The organism is Chryseobacterium sp. MEBOG06 (assembly GCF_021869765.1).
Classification (GTDB): Bacteria; Bacteroidota; Bacteroidia; order Flavobacteriales; family Weeksellaceae; genus Chryseobacterium.
Genome location: NZ_CP084580.1, coordinates 4,575,924 through 4,592,183, shown reverse-complemented (window position 1 = coordinate 4,592,183; position 16,260 = coordinate 4,575,924). Strand labels below are relative to the sequence as shown.

General features: G+C 36.3%; 16 protein-coding genes. 7 read left to right on the top strand and 9 right to left on the bottom strand.

Annotated elements, in window-relative coordinates; all coding sequences use genetic code 11:
• Nucleotides 1-60: 60 nt before the first annotated feature.
• From coaE to ruvB, 4 genes are read right to left on the bottom strand one after another with little or no spacing between them, the layout of a single operon-like run.
• Complete coding sequence (gene coaE, locus LF887_RS21025; RefSeq protein ID WP_236856217.1) at nt 61-684, bottom strand: dephospho-CoA kinase; 624 nt, start codon at nt 682-684, stop codon at nt 61-63.
• A 9-nt stretch (nt 685-693) separates the two neighbouring features.
• The gene (locus tag LF887_RS21020; RefSeq protein WP_236856216.1) at nt 694-1,560 is read right to left on the bottom strand and encodes an MBL fold metallo-hydrolase; all 867 of its coding nucleotides are present in this window, start codon (nt 1,558-1,560) and stop codon (nt 694-696) included.
• Between the two features lie 13 nt (nt 1,561-1,573).
• Nucleotides 1,574-2,185 (bottom strand): FMN-binding negative transcriptional regulator, encoded by a 612-nt coding sequence (locus LF887_RS21015; protein ID WP_236856215.1) that lies wholly within the window; start codon nt 2,183-2,185, stop codon nt 1,574-1,576.
• Nucleotides 2,186-2,219: 34 nt separating this feature from the next.
• Nucleotides 2,220-3,242 (bottom strand): Holliday junction branch migration DNA helicase RuvB, encoded by a 1,023-nt coding sequence (ruvB, locus tag LF887_RS21010; RefSeq protein WP_236856214.1) that lies wholly within the window; start codon nt 3,240-3,242, stop codon nt 2,220-2,222.
• 310 nt (nt 3,243-3,552) lie between these two features.
• Here ruvB and hutI point away from each other — a divergent pair, with 310 nt between their 5' ends.
• The 4 genes from hutI to LF887_RS20990 all read left to right on the top strand — a co-directional run bounded on the left by hutI (nt 3,553) and on the right by LF887_RS20990 (nt 8,396).
• Entirely contained in the window at nt 3,553-4,779 is a 1,227-nt protein-coding gene (hutI, locus tag LF887_RS21005) for an imidazolonepropionase (protein WP_236856213.1), read from the top strand.
• Between the two features lie 86 nt (nt 4,780-4,865).
• On the top strand, nt 4,866-5,876 hold the full coding sequence (locus LF887_RS21000; protein WP_236856212.1) for a DUF695 domain-containing protein: 1,011 nt from the start codon (nt 4,866-4,868) through the stop codon (nt 5,874-5,876).
• A 166-nt stretch (nt 5,877-6,042) separates the two neighbouring features.
• Complete coding sequence (hutG, locus tag LF887_RS20995; RefSeq protein WP_236856211.1) at nt 6,043-6,966, top strand: formimidoylglutamase; 924 nt, start codon at nt 6,043-6,045, stop codon at nt 6,964-6,966.
• A 137-nt stretch (nt 6,967-7,103) separates the two neighbouring features.
• The gene (locus tag LF887_RS20990) at nt 7,104-8,396 is read left to right on the top strand and encodes an aldehyde dehydrogenase family protein (protein WP_236856210.1); all 1,293 of its coding nucleotides are present in this window, start codon (nt 7,104-7,106) and stop codon (nt 8,394-8,396) included.
• 132 nt (nt 8,397-8,528) lie between these two features.
• On the opposite strand, the gene pyk is transcribed toward LF887_RS20990, so the two are convergent.
• From pyk to LF887_RS20965, 5 genes are read right to left on the bottom strand one after another with little or no spacing between them, the layout of a single operon-like run.
• Nucleotides 8,529-9,974, bottom strand: coding sequence for a pyruvate kinase (gene pyk, locus LF887_RS20985; RefSeq protein WP_236856209.1), 1,446 nt, complete (start codon nt 9,972-9,974; stop codon nt 8,529-8,531).
• Nucleotides 9,967-10,440, bottom strand: a complete 474-nt coding sequence (locus tag LF887_RS20980; RefSeq protein WP_236856208.1) for an IPExxxVDY family protein — start codon at nt 10,438-10,440, stop codon at nt 9,967-9,969. The genes pyk and LF887_RS20980 overlap by 8 nt, the downstream gene beginning before the upstream one ends.
• Nucleotides 10,418-11,182, bottom strand: a complete 765-nt coding sequence (rnc, locus tag LF887_RS20975; RefSeq protein WP_236856207.1) for a ribonuclease III — start codon at nt 11,180-11,182, stop codon at nt 10,418-10,420. The genes LF887_RS20980 and rnc overlap by 23 nt, the downstream gene beginning before the upstream one ends.
• Before the next feature lie 9 nt (nt 11,183-11,191).
• Nucleotides 11,192-12,436 (bottom strand): beta-ketoacyl-ACP synthase II, encoded by a 1,245-nt coding sequence (gene fabF / locus LF887_RS20970; protein ID WP_236856206.1) that lies wholly within the window; start codon nt 12,434-12,436, stop codon nt 11,192-11,194.
• Nucleotides 12,437-12,470: 34 nt separating this feature from the next.
• Entirely contained in the window at nt 12,471-12,710 is a 240-nt protein-coding gene (locus LF887_RS20965; RefSeq protein WP_002976354.1) for an acyl carrier protein, read from the bottom strand.
• Between the two features lie 433 nt (nt 12,711-13,143).
• Between LF887_RS20965 and LF887_RS20960 the strand changes: the two genes are divergently transcribed.
• From LF887_RS20960 to LF887_RS20950, 3 genes are all read left to right on the top strand, one after another.
• Nucleotides 13,144-14,559, top strand: a complete 1,416-nt coding sequence (locus LF887_RS20960; RefSeq protein ID WP_236856205.1) for an aldehyde dehydrogenase family protein — start codon at nt 13,144-13,146, stop codon at nt 14,557-14,559.
• Nucleotides 14,560-14,633: 74 nt separating this feature from the next.
• A complete protein-coding gene (locus LF887_RS20955) occupies nt 14,634-15,425 on the top strand; it encodes an AraC family transcriptional regulator (RefSeq protein ID WP_236856204.1) in 792 nt (263 codons plus the stop codon).
• A gap of 102 nt (nt 15,426-15,527) precedes the next feature.
• On the top strand, nt 15,528-16,088 hold the full coding sequence (locus LF887_RS20950; RefSeq protein ID WP_236856203.1) for an NADPH-dependent FMN reductase: 561 nt from the start codon (nt 15,528-15,530) through the stop codon (nt 16,086-16,088).
• The last annotated feature ends 172 nt before the right edge of the window (nt 16,089-16,260 follow it).

The window sequence follows — 16,260 nt, the reverse complement described above, 5'->3', positions numbered from 1 at the left end:
ATAAAGTGTACTCTTTCCGGACAGAAAAAGAGGCTTTCCTTTTAGGGTAGCCTCTTTTATTTATTCAATACTAAAGATTACTTTTTCAGTCTGTTCCTTTAGTTCCTCCAGATTAGTGTTATTGTAGATAATGCAATCCGCCATTTTGATTTTGTCTCTTTCTGACATTTGTTTTTCCATGACAGCTTCTACTTCACGGTAGGTCTTATGATCCCTGTCCATGACTCTCTTAGTTCTGATGTTATCTTCAGCAGTTACCAAAAGAGATTTATAACATTGTCTGTTGAGTTTTAATTCAAATAACAATGCTGTTTCTTTGAAAATTAAATATTTAGTCTGCTTTTTCACCCAATTTTCAAAATCAATTCGCACTGCCGGATGGATGATTTCATTTAATTGGTGAAGAAGATCTTTATTATTAAAAACGTTTTCTGCAACAAATTTTCTGTCATAAAGGCCGTCTTTATCATAAGCCTGTTCTCCTAGCAGTTCTTTAATTTTGACTTTTAAGTCTTCACTCTCATTGACGATGGCTTTTGCCCGGTCATCAGAATAGTAAACCGGAAAACCGAATTCCTCAATAAAATGAGCTACTGTAGTCTTTCCAGAACCAATTCCACCTGTTAATCCTATGATCTTGGGTTCCGGTTCCGCTTGCTGTGTTTCAGAATGCAATTCCTCCATATTTAAAAATTAATATCCAAAAACATCATTAAAGCTGAAAGTCTCATCAAGTCTTACCCCTTTTTCAGTCATTTTAAGACTTGCCAGCTCGTGGTGAGCATCATGTTCAAAGAAAAGTAAATATTCATTATCTATACATTGTTTTAGAAACTTACCTTTCTCCTCCAATGTTAAAAGAGGTCTTGTATCATATCCCATCACATACACCTGATTGATGTGTCCTGCAGTAGGAATAAGATCTGCAGCAAATACAACGGTTTTTTCCTGATATTGAATAACCGGAAGCATTTGCTTTTCTGTGTGCCCGTCTACAAATATGACATCCATCTTCAGATCCGGTGCAAAACCGTAATTGCCGGTTGTAGGAAGTGGTAGAAAGTTTAGTTGTCCGCTTTCCTGAATAGGCATAATGTTTTCTTTAAGGAAACTAGCCTTTTCCCTTGCATTAGGCTCCGTTGCCCATTGCCAATGATTTTCATTTGTCCAGAAGTGTGCATTTTTAAAAGCAGATCTGTATCCGGTTCTGTCATCATTCCACTCTATAGCACCGCCACAATGGTCAAAGTGAAGGTGAGTAAGGAAAACATCCGTAATATCTTCCTTTACAAAACCATATTTTTTTAAATTTTTATCAAGATTATCATCTCCCCAAAGAGAATAATGGCCGAAAAATTTATCATCCTGTTTGTTACCAAGACCGCAGTCTACCAGAATAAGTTTCTTTCCGTCTTCAATAAGCAGGGAACGTGTTCCAAGCTCGATTAGGTTTTTTTCGTCTGCCGGGTTAGTTTTTTCCCACAGACTCTTTGGGACGACTCCAAACATGGCACCGCCATCCAGTTTAAATTTTCCACATTGTATTGGATATAGCTTCATATGTATATTTTGATTATTTTTTTATTGATTTCATTTTGTCAGCAATCTTTCTGGCATTATCATCTGATTCTTCAAGATGAGAAATGATATTATGAAAATCTGCTTCTTTTCTGTTTTGAGACAGCTTCTGTTTGATAAATATTTCGGTAGGAAGAATTTTAACTCCAAAAGCACCTTTCATCTCTTTTTCCACAAACTCCTTTCCCATATCTTTTACCATCATTGGGCACTGCTGGAATTTTTCGTATTTTGAAGTTAGTTTTTCTAAATGAGCATAGAGTTCATCATGATTCATTACTTCAATTTTACCATAAATCTGTACCGCCTCATAGTTCCATGTAGAAACATTGACGTGATCATACCAACTGCTGGATATATAAGTATGAGCCCCTAAAAAATCGCATAGAACTTCATCGCCGTTCTTCAATGTTTTTGCCTGCGGATTAGCTCTTGAAATATGAGCTTCAATATAAGGATTTTCAGAATCATCCTCATTCAGAATCATCATAGAATGAGTAGCGCGGATTTTATCCACCGATGAAATGAGTAAAGCAAAAGAATTTTCTCTGATGATCTGTTTCATCACATCATAATCTTCACTTCTGTATAATTTAGGTATGAACATAAACTTTCACTAAGTTTTAAACCCTGAGCTTTAGTTAAAAAAGCTCTCCCGGATTTCGGGGTAATGCAATATTTAAATGTTTATAAGCTTTATCTGTAACCTCCCTGCCTCTTGGAGTTCTGATAATGAACCCTTCCTGAATCAAAAATGGCTCGTATACCTCTTCCAATGTTTCAGGATTTTCAGCAATTGAAGTTGCCAGAGCAGAAATTCCCACTGGTTTTCCTTTGAAGTTTTCAATCATGACCCGCATGATCTTATTATCCATTTCATCTAGTCCGAACTCATCTACATTCAGAGAATTTAGCGCGTACTTGGTAATAGTTATCTCTATTTCACCATTCCCTTTGATCTCTGCAAAATCTCTTACCCTTCTTAGCAGTGCATTGGCAATTCTGGGAGTTCCGCGGCTTCTTCTCGCAATTTCAATAGCAGCATCCTCATAAATAGCAACACCCAGCACTCTTGCACTTCTTTGAATAATCATTGATAAAAGTTCAATAGAGTAGTATTCCAGCCTGCTTTGAATTCCAAATCGGGCAAGCATTGGCTTGGTAAGCATACCACTTCTGGTAGTTGCCCCTACTAATGTAAAAGGATTCAGCCCGATCTGTACACTTCTTGCATTAGGACCTGTCTCCAGCATGATGTCGATTTTATAATCCTCCATGGCAGAATATAGATATTCCTCTACAATCGGAGAAAGACGGTGAATCTCATCAATGAAAAGAACATCATTTTCTTCCAGATTAGTTAGTAAACCAGCTAAACTTCCCGGCTTATCCAATACAGGGCCCGAAGTGATTTTGCAGTTTACCCCAAGCTCATTGGCTATAATATTGGCTAAAGTTGTTTTTCCAAGACCTGGAGGCCCATGTAACAAAACATGGTCCAGTGCACCGCCACGTCTTTTGGCAGCAGTCACGAAAACCTCAAGATTTTCCAGTGTTTTTCTCTGTCCTGCAAAATCTTTAAAGCTCTGAGGACGTATTTGCTCTTCCTGCATCAGCTCCTCTCGTGAGTAGTTTTCTTTATCTGGATGTAAAAAATCTGGCATTAATTCATTTCATTTACCTCAAAGATAGCAAATTTAGAATAAGGTTGAGGAGTAGAATAAGAAAAGGTTAATATTGAGGCCAGGCTTTAGCTCCAGGTTAAAAATGAGGGCAGATAAGATTGAAATATTTGGGATATTTTGATTATTTTTGAGAGTAATTAAAAATTGAATTATTACCGATTTACTTTTTTAATCTGTTCGGATTCCTTCGGAATAACTAACCGGACACTTGCCTTATGATGCCGCAAGCATCTAAATATTGAAAATTATAAAACATTATAATTCATTTTCTAACCTTTAGCCTTAATACATGAAATTAATAGGACCATTTAAGCAGGTAGTAACACTTGCCAACTTACCTTTAAGAGGAAAACTTTCCGATGATCAAATCGAAATTATTGTTGATGGAGGAATTGTAGTTAATCACAATGTCATCCAAAAAATTGGAAACTTTGAAACATTAAAATTAGAAAACCCCAACATAGAAATCGAACAGATAGAAGAAGATCAGATTGTTCTTCCTGCCTTTGTAGACTCTCATACCCACATATGTTTCGGAGGTAACCGTGCCAATGACTTTGCAATGCGTAATGCGGGTAAGACATACCTGGAAATTGCAGAAAGTGGCGGCGGAATCTGGAGCTCTGTACAGCATACAAGAAATGCTTCGGAAGAAGAATTACTGAAAACCCTTTTAGAAAGAATCAATTTCCTTGTTGACTTAGGAATTACAACCATTGAAGTGAAAAGCGGATATGGCCTGGATGTGGAAAACGAGTTGAAAATGCTTCGTATCATAAAAAAGGCACAGAATTCTACAAAAGCAACATTAGTTTCCACTTGTCTCTCTGCTCATTTAAAACCTAGAGATTTTGAAGGAAGCAATTCTGAATATTTAAACTATATCATTACCGAGATTTTACCAAAAGTAAAAGAAGAAGATTTAGCGAAACGTGTGGATATCTTTATTGAAAAATCGGCATTCCAGCCCGAAGAAAGTAAAGATTTCTTGCTTAAAACTAAAGAATTAGGTTTTGAAATTACCGTTCATGCAGACCAGTTTACCCCGGGGAGTTCAAGAATTGCTGTGGAAGTAGGTGCTAAATCTGCTGATCATTTAGAGGCGACGATTGATGAAGATATTGAATTTTTAGCTCAGTCTGATACAGTGGCTACTGCTCTTCCGGGAGCAAGCTTAGGATTAGGAGAAAAATTTACTCCTGCCAGAAAATTACTTGACGCAGGAGCTATTGTGGCTATTGCAAGTGACTGGAATCCGGGATCTGCCCCAATGGGGAATTTAATTACCCAGGCTTCAATTTTAGCTACCTTCCAAAAATTAACAACTGCTGAAATACTGGCAGGAATGACTTTCCGTGCTGCATATGCTCTTAACCTGGAAGACAGAGGAAAACTGGAAGTGGGGAAAAAGGCCGATTTTGTTACCTTTAAAACCAATAATTTCCAAAATGTACTTTATAATCAGGGAAGTTTAAAAGCAGAACATGTTTATATTAACGGAAACAGTATTGATTAAATAGTAAAAAACCTATTGAGTATATGGAAGAAAAACACAATAAACTGAAACTTAATTACCAAGAATTTTGGGATTGGTTTTTAACAATGGAAAAGATTTTTTATGAAGTTGTTGAAAAAAAAGATGTGAAAGCTATTGAAAAAGATTTTTTTGATGTTATCGCTCCTAAACTTAATCAGGTGAACGAAGGATATTATTTTCTGACCGGAATGTCTGATGATACTACCGCAGAATTGATTATTACTGTAGAAGGAGAAATAAAGAATATTGTTTTTGCAGAAGAACTCATTGATGCTGCTCCCAAACTCAGCCATTGGAAATTTACAGCGCTAAAACCTGAAATGGATATACAGCAGATTAGTGTCAGTATGGGCGATTATCAATTCTCTAAGGATACTATTTTCTTCTATTCCAATGAACAGGAAGAATATCCGGATGAGATTGATCTTGTTTTTGTCTTTAAAGGCAATGCCGAAAATAAAGATAAAATCACTACAGGAGTCTGTATCTTTTTGGATAACTACTTAGGAGAATTAAACTTTGCAACGCAGATCGATACCTTTACGGTTGTTGGGATAAACGAAGCTGAGAAAGAACTTGTCCCTATTGAAAAGCTGAAGGATTTTCTGCAATGGAGGGAAAGAGAATTTATAGAAAAGTATAAAAGTGTAGAGAGAGCTGATAAGGAAGCCGAATTTTCAATTCTAAGAGCTGACCTGGAAAATGGCAGACCTCTTCTTGCCTGTATGGATATGTCTTTACTGAAATATGATGCAAAAACTTCCTACCCATGGGTGGCGGTACTTAAAATTTACTATGATGGAGATAATAATGATGGGCTCCCTGAAAAAGAGGATTTTGAAAAATTAAGCGATATTGAAAATAAAGTGATTGACGAACTACAAGGAGAAGGATATCTGTATATTGGAAGAGAAAGTGCTGATAATGTAAAGGAAAGTTACTTTGCAGGAAAGGATTTTAGGAAGATTTCTAAAGTTTTCAATGCGATAAAGCAGGATAATCCAGAATATAGAATCTCTCCCGGAATTTTTAAAGATAAATACTGGCAGTATTTTAAATATTATACAGAGAACTAAAAGTAAATTTTACTTTAACAAAAATAAACAAATGTGGAAGAACTCTCTTCCACATTTGCTTTTTAATGAAGGGTGACTAAACACTGATATTGTTTTTTTATATAAACAATATTAATTAGCTTTACTGAATATAATGATGTGACTAAAATTGAATTTTTAAAGAATTATGTTTCAAAATATTTGGCAGGGTAGAATGGATGGAGAAGAACTTCTCTTCCACAGACTATTTCAGAGAGTAAAAGAAGAACACAATTATGACAATATTGTAACCAATGACTTTGCTTTACATGGCTTTGCTGTGGACGAAGGAGTCAGGAGAAATAAGGGCCGTCAGGGAGCAAAAGATGCTCCAGATGTGATTAGGAAAAATATGTCTAATTTTCCGGTTATTCTTCCGGATTTTTCCATGCTTGATTTTGGAAACGTTACTTGTGAAGACGGTAATTTGGAAAACACCCAGAATAATCTTGCTAAAAATGTTTCAAAAGTACTTTTGAAAGGTGGAAAATCTCTTGTTCTGGGCGGAGGGCATGAAGTTACGTATGCTCATTATTTAGGCGTTAAAACGGCCTTTCCGGAACAGAAAATAGGAATCATTAATCTTGATGCCCATTTTGATAACAGACAACCAGAAAAAGGAGTAGGGCCAAGTTCCGGAACAGGATTTTGGCAGATCGCACAAGAAAAACCTATTAATTCTCTTCATATCGGTATTCAGAGGAATTCCAATACCTTAAAACTTTTTGATACCGCACATCAGTACGGAATGAAATACATTCTAGCCGATGAATTGTTCTTTGAGAATCTTCCCTCGATCTATCAACGAATTGATGATCTGCTGGATACCGTAGATTTTGCTTACCTTACTATTTGTATGGATGTTTTTAATGCTTCTATCGCTCCGGGGGTTTCTGCTTCGGCTTATAATGGTATCTTTGCAGATGCAACCTTTATGCATTTTTACAGACATATTTTAAAAAACAAAAAACTGGTTGCACTGGACGTAGCTGAAGTTAATCCGTCTTTCGATATTCAGGACAGGACGGCAAGGCTGGCAGCATGTCTGGTGAATGAATGGCTAATGATATAAGGTAAGGTTCTATTTTTCCGATAGAGAAAATCATTTTTTTATTGACCCTTAGGGAATGGAATTTGCTGATTTCAGCGTGCTTTTAAAATGAAAGCACTCATAAATTCATTAGCTGAATTTAAAACAGAAATTATATTATGGAACAATTAATTGAAAGCAAGCTTATTAAAGCAGATAAAGCGTTTTCAGTGTGGAGAAAAGTGTCGTTTGAGGAAAGACAGAAGTTAATTGCCAAAGCAGCAGAAATTTTAAAAGATAATTCAGAGAAGTTTGGAAGGATCATTACTACGGAAATGAATAAACCTATTTCAGAATCAATTGCTGAGGTAGAAAAGTGTGCATTAATGATGAATTATTATGCCGCTGCTGAAAATATTCTAAAATCTGAAAGAGTTGAATCTGAATTTACTTACTCTGAAGTGCATTATGCTCCAAAAGGGGTGATTCTAGGTGTAATGCCTTGGAATTTTCCTTTCTGGCAGGTATTGAGATTTGCTGTTCCGGCTATTTTGGCAGGAAACACAGTGGTTTTGAAACATGCTTCAATTTGTTTCGGAAGTGGAAATGCAATAGTAGATGTTCTTTTGGAGGCAGGGTTTCCAGAAGGAATTTTTCAGAATCTTGAAGTAGGGCATCAGGCTGTAAAGGAAATTCTTGAACATGATGTTGTAAAAGGAGTGAGCTTGACAGGCAGCGGAAAGGCAGGTGGTGAAGTTGCTTCGATAGCTGGTCTAAATATCAAAAAATCTTTACTTGAACTAGGGGGAAGTGATGCTTTTATCATTTTTGAGGATGCGGATCTGGATAGTGCTGCAAAAGCTGGAGCAAAATCGAGACTTCAAAACTGTGGGCAAACCTGTACTGCTGCGAAAAGATTTATTATTGATGAAAAGATTGAAGATGAGTTTTTACCAAAATTCATTGAAGAATATAAAAAATATGAGATTGGAGATCCTTTAAATAAGGAAACTAAGTTGTCAGGGATGGCAAGACCAGACTTAGCCGATGAATTGGAAGCTCAATTCAACAGAGCGTTGGAAAATGGGGCAGAAATCATTATTCCTCTGGAAAGAATTTCTGAGAACGAATTTAAACCCGGCCTAATCAGAGTTCAGGAAGGCAATCCTATTCTAAAAGAAGAACTTTTTGGGCCTCTTGGAATGATAATGACCGCTAAGAATGATGAGGAAGCTTTACAGATGGCAAATGATATTCCTTTCGGACTGTCAAACTCTGTTTGGACGAAGAAAGTAGAACGTCAGTTATTCTTTATTGAAAACCTGGAATCCGGAACGGTCAATATCAACAGAATGACGAGTTCTGACCCTCGCTTCCCATTTGGAGGAAGTAAAGCTTCAGGATATGGTACAGAGCTATCGCTATTCGCTTTAAAAGAATTTGTGACGGCAAAGACTATCGTAGGAAATTAATATTTTGTATCATACACGATGATGTGTTATGATACGAACTTTATATGGTAAAATAAACGCTCCCGGAAATTAATTTCCGGGAGCGTTTTATAGATGTTGGCAAACCACCTATAATTTGCCTTTTCTTTTATATTAGACGGTAGTCAATCTCAATGTATTTGTTTTTCCACCTTCATAAGATGGGGTGGCATTGATGTTGATTACAAAATCTCCGGTTTCAATAAAACCGTAATTATGCGTTAACATATTCACCTGGATAATCGTTTCGTCAGTAGACTTCTTCATATCATAATAATAAGCATGAACACCCCAAAGAAGGTTCAGCATAGTAATAACTCTTTTGTTACCACTGTACACAATGATCTGGGAATTCGGTCTATGAGCCGCAAGCTGGAAAGCTGTATAGCCAGAATGGGTAAGGGTTACAATAGCAGAAACATTAGTTGTTTTAGCAATTCTTACTGCTGCAAGACATACTCTGTTAGTGATGAATCTCTCATCGATACAGTTGTAGTCTTTTTCAATAGGTTCATTTTTATGTTGATAGAAATGAGTGGTCTCAATGTTTTTAACAATTTTCGCCATGTTTTCCACAACCTGTACCGGATACCTTCCTACAGAAGTTTCTCCTGATAGCATTACCGCATCCGCTCCGTCCAGTACAGAGTTGGCAACATCATTTACTTCCGCTCTTGTTGGCGTTAAGCTGTTGATCATCGTTTCCATCATCTGAGTAGCAATGATAACCGGTTTAGAATAGAATCTTGCTTTTTCTACCAGATTTTTCTGGATAGCAGGAACTTCTTCCATTGGAACTTCCACACCCAGGTCACCACGGGCAACCATCAGTCCGTCACATTCTAATAGAATTTCTTCAATATTTTTTACCCCTTCAGGTTTTTCAATCTTCGCAATAATTGGAGTTTTGAATTTACCATTTGGATGTTTTGCAATTAATTCTTTAAGGTCGATAATATCCTGAGCATGACGTACAAAAGAAAGGGCCATCCAGTCAACTTCCATATCAAGCATGAAGTTGGCATCCTGAACATCCTTTTCTGTCAATGCAGGAAGAGATACCTGGGTATTAGGCAGGTTCACTCCTTTCTTAGAACTTAGAGGTCCGCCTTGGATTGTTTTAGCTTTTACAGTATCCTTCTCATTGGTTTCAATAACCTCCAATACAAGCTTCCCATCATCAATAAGGATTCTTTCCCCTACTTTTACATCCTGTGGAAACTGTTGGTATGTCATATAAACCTTGGTAGAGTCACCTTCCATCTTTTCATTAGTGAAGGTAAGAATATCTCCAGGGTTCAGATAAGAACCTTCTTTTACAACGCCTACTCTTAATTTCGGCCCCTGCAGATCTCCCAGAATACCCACTGAATAACCATACTCGCTGTTTAGCTCTCTAATTATTTCAATATTTGATCGAACTAAGTCGTAATCTGCATGTGAAAAATTTATTCTGAAAATATCAACACCCGCTTTCATTAAATCTAACATAACCTCCTTCGATGATGAAGCAGGCCCTAGTGTTGCGATAATTTTTGTCTTCTTTAAATACTTATTCATAATACTGGATAATTTGATAAAGTTCCTCATCAGAACTCAGTGTGTAATCTTGAATTGGAAACACAAGATTTTCAGGGAGCAAAATTACGGAAAAATCAGGAAACTGTTCCGAACTATGCAAAATATATTCTACATCTACCTGATTATTTAATAAAAATTTAATGTTTTCTTCTTCTGTAAAAAGTTCAGTTTGAACTTTTTTTTGCTTACTTTCAGAAGATTTGTTTGAAATAAATGTAAAACAGGTTTTAGAAAACTTGTGATAGGCTTCATATCTTGGAAAAAAATAATCGTAATAGCCTCCGTGAAAGACAAGATCTTTCTTTCTTGAAAAACTGAGGTTATTTGTTTTATTTATTTGGTAGAAAAACTCGTGAGCGGGTATATCTTTTGCTAATCTTACCAATCCTATGGCAATATCTTCAAATTCTATCTCATCCAGATCATAAAGTTTTTGAATTTCCAAGTATATTTTCTTTTTTATTTAAAATATAAAATGCCCTTTGCGCAGCCTTTTCTTCAGCTTTCTTTTTGGAAGTTTCTGTTGCATTGGCAATCTTCTCATCTCCCAGCCATACATGGCATCTGAATACAACCGACTTATTGACCTGTATTTCCTCACAGGTTTCGTACTTTATGTTTACCTTCTTCTTTTGGCTCCATTCTAGAAGGAGGCCCTTATAGCTTACAATTTTATTTTCTAGCTTGTTTATTTCGGAAGGCGTCAGTAATTTTTCCAGAATAATCCTTTTACAGGCATCATAATGGAAGTCTAAATAAACGGCACCGATTAAGGCTTCAAATAAATTTCCGGAGATATTCTCACCTAAAGCTGATGAACTGTTTTGCTTTTGCAAAAAACTGGTAAGCTTAAGGTCTTCTCCTAATTTATTAAGGTTTTTCCTATTAACAATCTTAGATTTCATCTGTGTCAGGTATCCTTCATTGGCTTGAGGATAGGTCTGAAACAAATGACAAGAAATAATTGTACCCAAAACAGAATCTCCCAAAAATTCAAGTCTCTCATAGTTGCTGTCTTGATTTTTAGAAGAATTTTTTAAAGAAAAAGCTTCACGGTAAAGAGCAATATTTTGTACCTCTGTACCCAATACTTTTTTAAGCTCGGTACTAAGGAAAAAGTCTCTTTCCGTTAATTGTCTTTTTCTTTTTTTGAGAAGGAATTTAGAAAAGTATTTCTGTAACTCCATTCATTGAATTTAGATTTTCTTAAATAGAACGCAAGCATTATGCCCGCCAAATCCAAAAGTATTGCTCATGGCTACTTTTACATCTTTCTTCACAGCTGTATTAAACGTAAAGTTTAGTCTGCTGTCAATATTTTCATCATCAGTAAAATGGTTGATGGTAGGAGGAACAATACCATGAATAATAGTTCCTAACGCAGCGATAGCCTCAATAACTCCGGCTGCTCCTAAAAGGTGGCCAGTCATTGATTTTGTAGAATTAATCTGAATATCATAAGCATGCTCGCCTAATAATCTTGAGATTGCGTTGGATTCTGCGATGTCTCCTAATGGAGTAGATGTACCATGCATGTTGATATGATCTACTTCATCAGCAGTTAAACCTGCGTCTTCCAAACAGCTCTTCATTACCAGATAAGCGCCAAGGCCTTCAGGGTGAGGGGCAGTCATGTGATGTGCATCAGCACTTAAACCTCCTCCTAATAATTCTGCATAAATTGTAGCACCGCGTTTTACAGCGTGCTCATATTCTTCAAGAATGATCGTTCCTGCACCTTCACCCAATACAAATCCATCTCTGTCTTTGTCAAAAGGTCTTGAAGCTGTTTTCGGATCATCATTTCTTGTAGAAAGTGCCATCATTGCATTAAATCCACCGACACCACTTGCTGTAACGGCTGCTTCAGAGCCTCCGCATACAATAACGTCTGCTTTTCCTAATTGGATAAGCATTTTGGAATCAATTATCGCATTTGCTGACGAAGCACAAGCAGATACAGTAGTATAATTTGGTCCGTGGAAACCGTATTCAATAGAGATATGGCCAGGAGTGATATCCGCAATCATTTTTGGGATAAAGAATGGATTAAATCTCGGGATTTCCGTATTTGCCCATCCTAATACTTCCGTTTCAAACGTCTCTAAGCCTCCGATTCCGGAACCCCAAATTACACCGACTCTGTTTTTATCTACATTGTCTTCCATAATTCTGGAATGTGCTACAGCCTCTCTGGCAGCAACAAGTCCCAATTGGGTATTTCGGTCCATTTTTTTAGACTCTTTCTTCTCGAAATGCTGTAATGGATCGAAATTCTTGACTTCGCAAGCGAACTTTGTTTTAAAGTTTGTGGCATCAAAAAGAGTAATCGGAGCGGCACCGCTCTCACCTTTTACAAGATTTTCCCAGTATTCTTTTGCATTATTTCCTATTGGTGTTATTGCTCCAAACCCGGTTACAACTACTCTTTTTAATTCCATAAACTTTGTTTAATTTCTTTTTTGTTGAAGAATATTATTTATTTACTACTTCTTCGATGTAAGCGATAGCGTGTCCTACAGTAGTAATTTTTTCAGCTTGATCATCAGGGATTTGAATATTAAATTCTTTTTCAAATTCCATGATTAACTCAACTGTATCTAGTGAATCAGCTCCTAAATCGTTAGTGAAGCTAGCTTCAGGAGTTACTTCTGTTTCTTCAACGTCAAGCTTATCAGCGATGATAGCTTTTACTCTTGATGCAATGTCTGACATAGTAAATTATTTTTTTAATTGTTAGATGGTGCAAATATATAAAATTCTTTACGATAAAACATTTTTTTAGTCTTTTTTGTGGACTGAGGGCTCTCATTTTAGATCATAAAGGTTTAGTCTTTTAGTTTTCAGTTATTTATATTTAAGTGTATATAGGTTGTTTATTTTCTAATTTAAGATAAGTTGACCCATTTCTAACCTGAGTTGTTTTGAATAAGGATCGTTTTTACCGTGTTGGGAGATCGTTCTTATATAAAACATTGCTGATTTTCCCCTATATGGTTGTCATAAAATTAGTACAATTAGCTTTTTTTGAATAGTAAATCATTCTTTTTTTTTTTGAGCTTTTTAACAAAGTTTAATTGAGCTTTACAACAAAATGATGGCTTTGTAATTATCGGAACTTTGTCCTATAAAATTTAAATAAATACATATGAAAAGTATAGACAAAGCCTACATTGATGGCGAATTTACAAGCTTACATGGTAAAGAAATCTTTGAGTTGATCAATCCATCAAATCATCAGAAAATAGGAGAGGTTGTATTAGGAGATGAAACAGATACTCAAAAAGCTGTTGCTGCGGCGAAAGAAGCTTTTAAAACATTCTCAAAAACGAGTATTGAACAACGTATTACAATTTTAGAAAACCTGCAAAAAGCTGTAAAACAAAGAAAAAATGATCTTATTGAAACCATGATTCTGGAATATGGGGGAACAAGACAGTTTTCCATAATGAGTTTTCAGAATATGGTGAGTGCTTTCGATAATATGATTGAAACGTTACGTCATTTTGAATTTTCCAGAAAAGCAGGAAATACTTTGGTGCAGATGACTCCGGTAGGAGTAGTGGGGATTATTACCCCCTGGAATTCCAGTAATAGCTTTATCTGCAGTAAATTTGCGACTGCTGTTGCAGCAGGTTGTACTGTAGTAGTGAAACCTAGTGAAATGAGTGCATTACAGACTCAGATTATTATAGAGTGTTTTCATAGTGCAGGACTTCCTAAGGGAATTTTTAACGTAGTGAATGGATTAGGGGATGTCGTAGGAAATGAAATTGTTAACAATCATGATATTGCAAAAATATCATTTACAGGTTCTACTCAGACAGGAAAAATGATAGCAAAAGGAGCAGTAGATTCAATGAAGAGGGTAACGCTGGAACTTGGAGGGAAATCTCCTAATATTATTCTTGATGACTCAGATCTGAATACGGTAATTCCACAGGCTGTTTTTGGGGCTTATATGAATAGCGGACAAGCTTGTATCGCACCTACCCGTTTACTCGTTCCCCGATCAAAAATGGAAGAAGTGAATGCAATTGCAAAAGTAGCTGCTCAACAGGTTGTGGTTGGTAATCCGGAAAATGAAGATACGAATGTAGGGCCAATGGTTTCTGCAAAACAATATGAAAGAGTACAGTCTTATATTCAGCTTGGGGTAGAAGAAGGAGCTGATTTATTAGCTGGTGGTACAGGAAAGCCTCACGGTCTTGAAAACGGGAACTTTGTAAAAGCGACTATTTTTACCAATGTAAGGAATGATATGAGAATTGCACAGGAAGAAATTTTCGGTCCTGTACTTTCTATTATTCCATATGATAATGAAGAAGAAGCGGTGGCAATAGCTAATGATACAGCTTATGGGTTAGCTGCTTATATATCTTCCTCAGATGAGAAACGTGCCCTGAATGTGGCTTCGCAGATTGAAGCGGGAAGAGTTTGTGTTAATGGCTTTAAGCATGATCCTTTAGCTCCTTTTGGTGGTTTTAAGCAGTCTGGGATAGGCCGAGAATTCGGAGCTTACGGATTAGAAGAGTATCTGGAGCCGAAATCAATTTTAGTATAAAGAAATAATTAAAAACACTATCTTTAACAGTCGGGCCAAAAGAACTTTGACCTGGCTTTATATTAAGTATAACAATGTCTGAAAACTTAGACTATATTAATTACTCCTGTTACTTTACAGTTTTTCGTGAAGGGGAACAGTTTGTTTCATATAATGCTTTGTCGATGGTGATCTCCGGGGAGATGGAGCTCAATGACGGAGAATACAGAAAAGTGTTCCGAAGCGGAGATGTATATCTGGTGAGAAAGAATCAACTTTTGAAATTTCTTAAAAGGCCTGGGGAAGAGATGGGATTTAAATCTTTATCCATCAGGTTTGATGATGAAATGTTGAAAGATATGCGTCGTGAAGAAGATTTTGTAATCCAGGAAGAAATCAAATCACCGGTTTTTACAGATCTGTCGCAGGTTCCGCATTTGAAATATTTCATGGGTTCTTTGTTGCAATACCAGTCTCTTTTAGAAAATAAATCACCGGAATTAGCTTTACTGAAACAAAAAGAAGCTCTGTTGCTTTTGTTCAGTCATGATCCTTCATTGAAAAATGTTTTATATGATGTTTCTGAGCCTTATAAAGTCAACCTTGAGGAATTTATGCAGAAGAACTATCACTTTAATGTGAAGCTTGACCGTTTTGCTTATCTTACAGGGAGAAGCCTCGCTTCCTTTAAAAGGGATTTTCAGAAAGTATTTGGAATAACACCGGGAAAATGGCTGCTTCAAAGAAGGCTGCAGGAAGCGCGGTACCTTCTGGAAAAAGGAAAAAGGGCCTCCGATGTTTATCTTGATCTTGGATTTGAAGACTTATCTCATTTTTCATTTGCCTTTAAAAAGCAGTTTGGATTGCCGCCGAGTATGGTATCGTAATAATATTCGGGCTTATTTTATATAATGATTCATCTTTCTATGATGTTCTCATCTTGTTTTGCTATATTACATTACATAACAAAATCACTTAAAACTATTATTATGCAGAAAGTAATTGGGCTTATCGCAGGTAGTCTGCGTAAAGAGTCTTTTTCAAAGAAGATATCACGAACATTGGTATCCATGGCACCTCAGGGATTTGAATTTAAAATTATTTCAATTGAAAACCTGCAGGTGTATAACCAGGATTTTGATGATGATAATAATGTTCCTGAATCTTATGTAAAATTCAGAGAAGAAATTAAAAATATCGACGGGGTTATTTTTATTACTCCCGAGCATAACAGATCTGTTCCAGCAGCTTTAAAAAATGCTATAGATATTGGATCTAGGCCCGCAGGAAAAAATATATGGAATGGTAAACCGGGAGCGGTATTCAGCAATTCTCCGGGCAATGTGTCAGGTTTTGGAGCGAATCATCACTTGAGACAAAGTCTTGTTTCTCTCAATGTGCCTGCTATGCAACAGCCGGAAGTTTATTTATCTCATATTGATAAAGCGTGGGATGAAAATGCAGATTTAAAAGATCAGGGTACTAAAGATTTTCTTCAGAAAGCGGTAAATGCATATGTTGAATGGTTTAAAAAGAATAGCAATTCTTAAAATAACCTACTTACTAAACTTTACTGGGCATAATATGGAAAGGCAAGTGTTAACTTACATAAACAAAACTGATGTTGAAAAAGCAAAATCAACAGCAAAAATTTTTAAAAGCCTTGGGTATTAAGATGCTTAGAATAGTAATAAGTATTATTGATGATGGCTGACCGTATGA

Bases quoted from the DNA above. Each gene is read 5' to 3' on its own strand.
- coaE (WP_236856217.1), bottom strand. From the start codon at position 684: ATGGAGGAATTGCATTCTGAAACACAGCAAGCGGAACCGGAACCCAAG.
- LF887_RS21020 (WP_236856216.1), bottom strand. From the start codon at position 1,560: ATGAAGCTATATCCAATACAATGTGGAAAATTTAAACTGGATGGCGGT.
- LF887_RS21015 (WP_236856215.1), bottom strand. From the start codon at position 2,185: ATGTTCATACCTAAATTATACAGAAGTGAAGATTATGATGTGATGAAA.
- ruvB (WP_236856214.1), bottom strand. From the start codon at position 3,242: ATGCCAGATTTTTTACATCCAGATAAAGAAAACTACTCACGAGAGGAG.
- hutI (WP_236856213.1), top strand. From the start codon at position 3,553: ATGAAATTAATAGGACCATTTAAGCAGGTAGTAACACTTGCCAACTTA.
- LF887_RS21000 (WP_236856212.1), top strand. From the start codon at position 4,866: ATGGAAAAGATTTTTTATGAAGTTGTTGAAAAAAAAGATGTGAAAGCT.
- hutG (WP_236856211.1), top strand. From the start codon at position 6,043: ATGTTTCAAAATATTTGGCAGGGTAGAATGGATGGAGAAGAACTTCTC.
- LF887_RS20990 (WP_236856210.1), top strand. From the start codon at position 7,104: ATGGAACAATTAATTGAAAGCAAGCTTATTAAAGCAGATAAAGCGTTT.
- pyk (WP_236856209.1), bottom strand. From the start codon at position 9,974: ATGAATAAGTATTTAAAGAAGACAAAAATTATCGCAACACTAGGGCCT.
- rnc (WP_236856207.1), bottom strand. From the start codon at position 11,182: ATGGAGTTACAGAAATACTTTTCTAAATTCCTTCTCAAAAAAAGAAAA.
- fabF (WP_236856206.1), bottom strand. From the start codon at position 12,436: ATGGAATTAAAAAGAGTAGTTGTAACCGGGTTTGGAGCAATAACACCA.
- LF887_RS20965 (WP_002976354.1), bottom strand. From the start codon at position 12,710: ATGTCAGACATTGCATCAAGAGTAAAAGCTATCATCGCTGATAAGCTT.
- LF887_RS20960 (WP_236856205.1), top strand. From the start codon at position 13,144: ATGAAAAGTATAGACAAAGCCTACATTGATGGCGAATTTACAAGCTTA.
- LF887_RS20955 (WP_236856204.1), top strand. From the start codon at position 14,634: ATGTCTGAAAACTTAGACTATATTAATTACTCCTGTTACTTTACAGTT.
- LF887_RS20950 (WP_236856203.1), top strand. From the start codon at position 15,528: ATGCAGAAAGTAATTGGGCTTATCGCAGGTAGTCTGCGTAAAGAGTCT.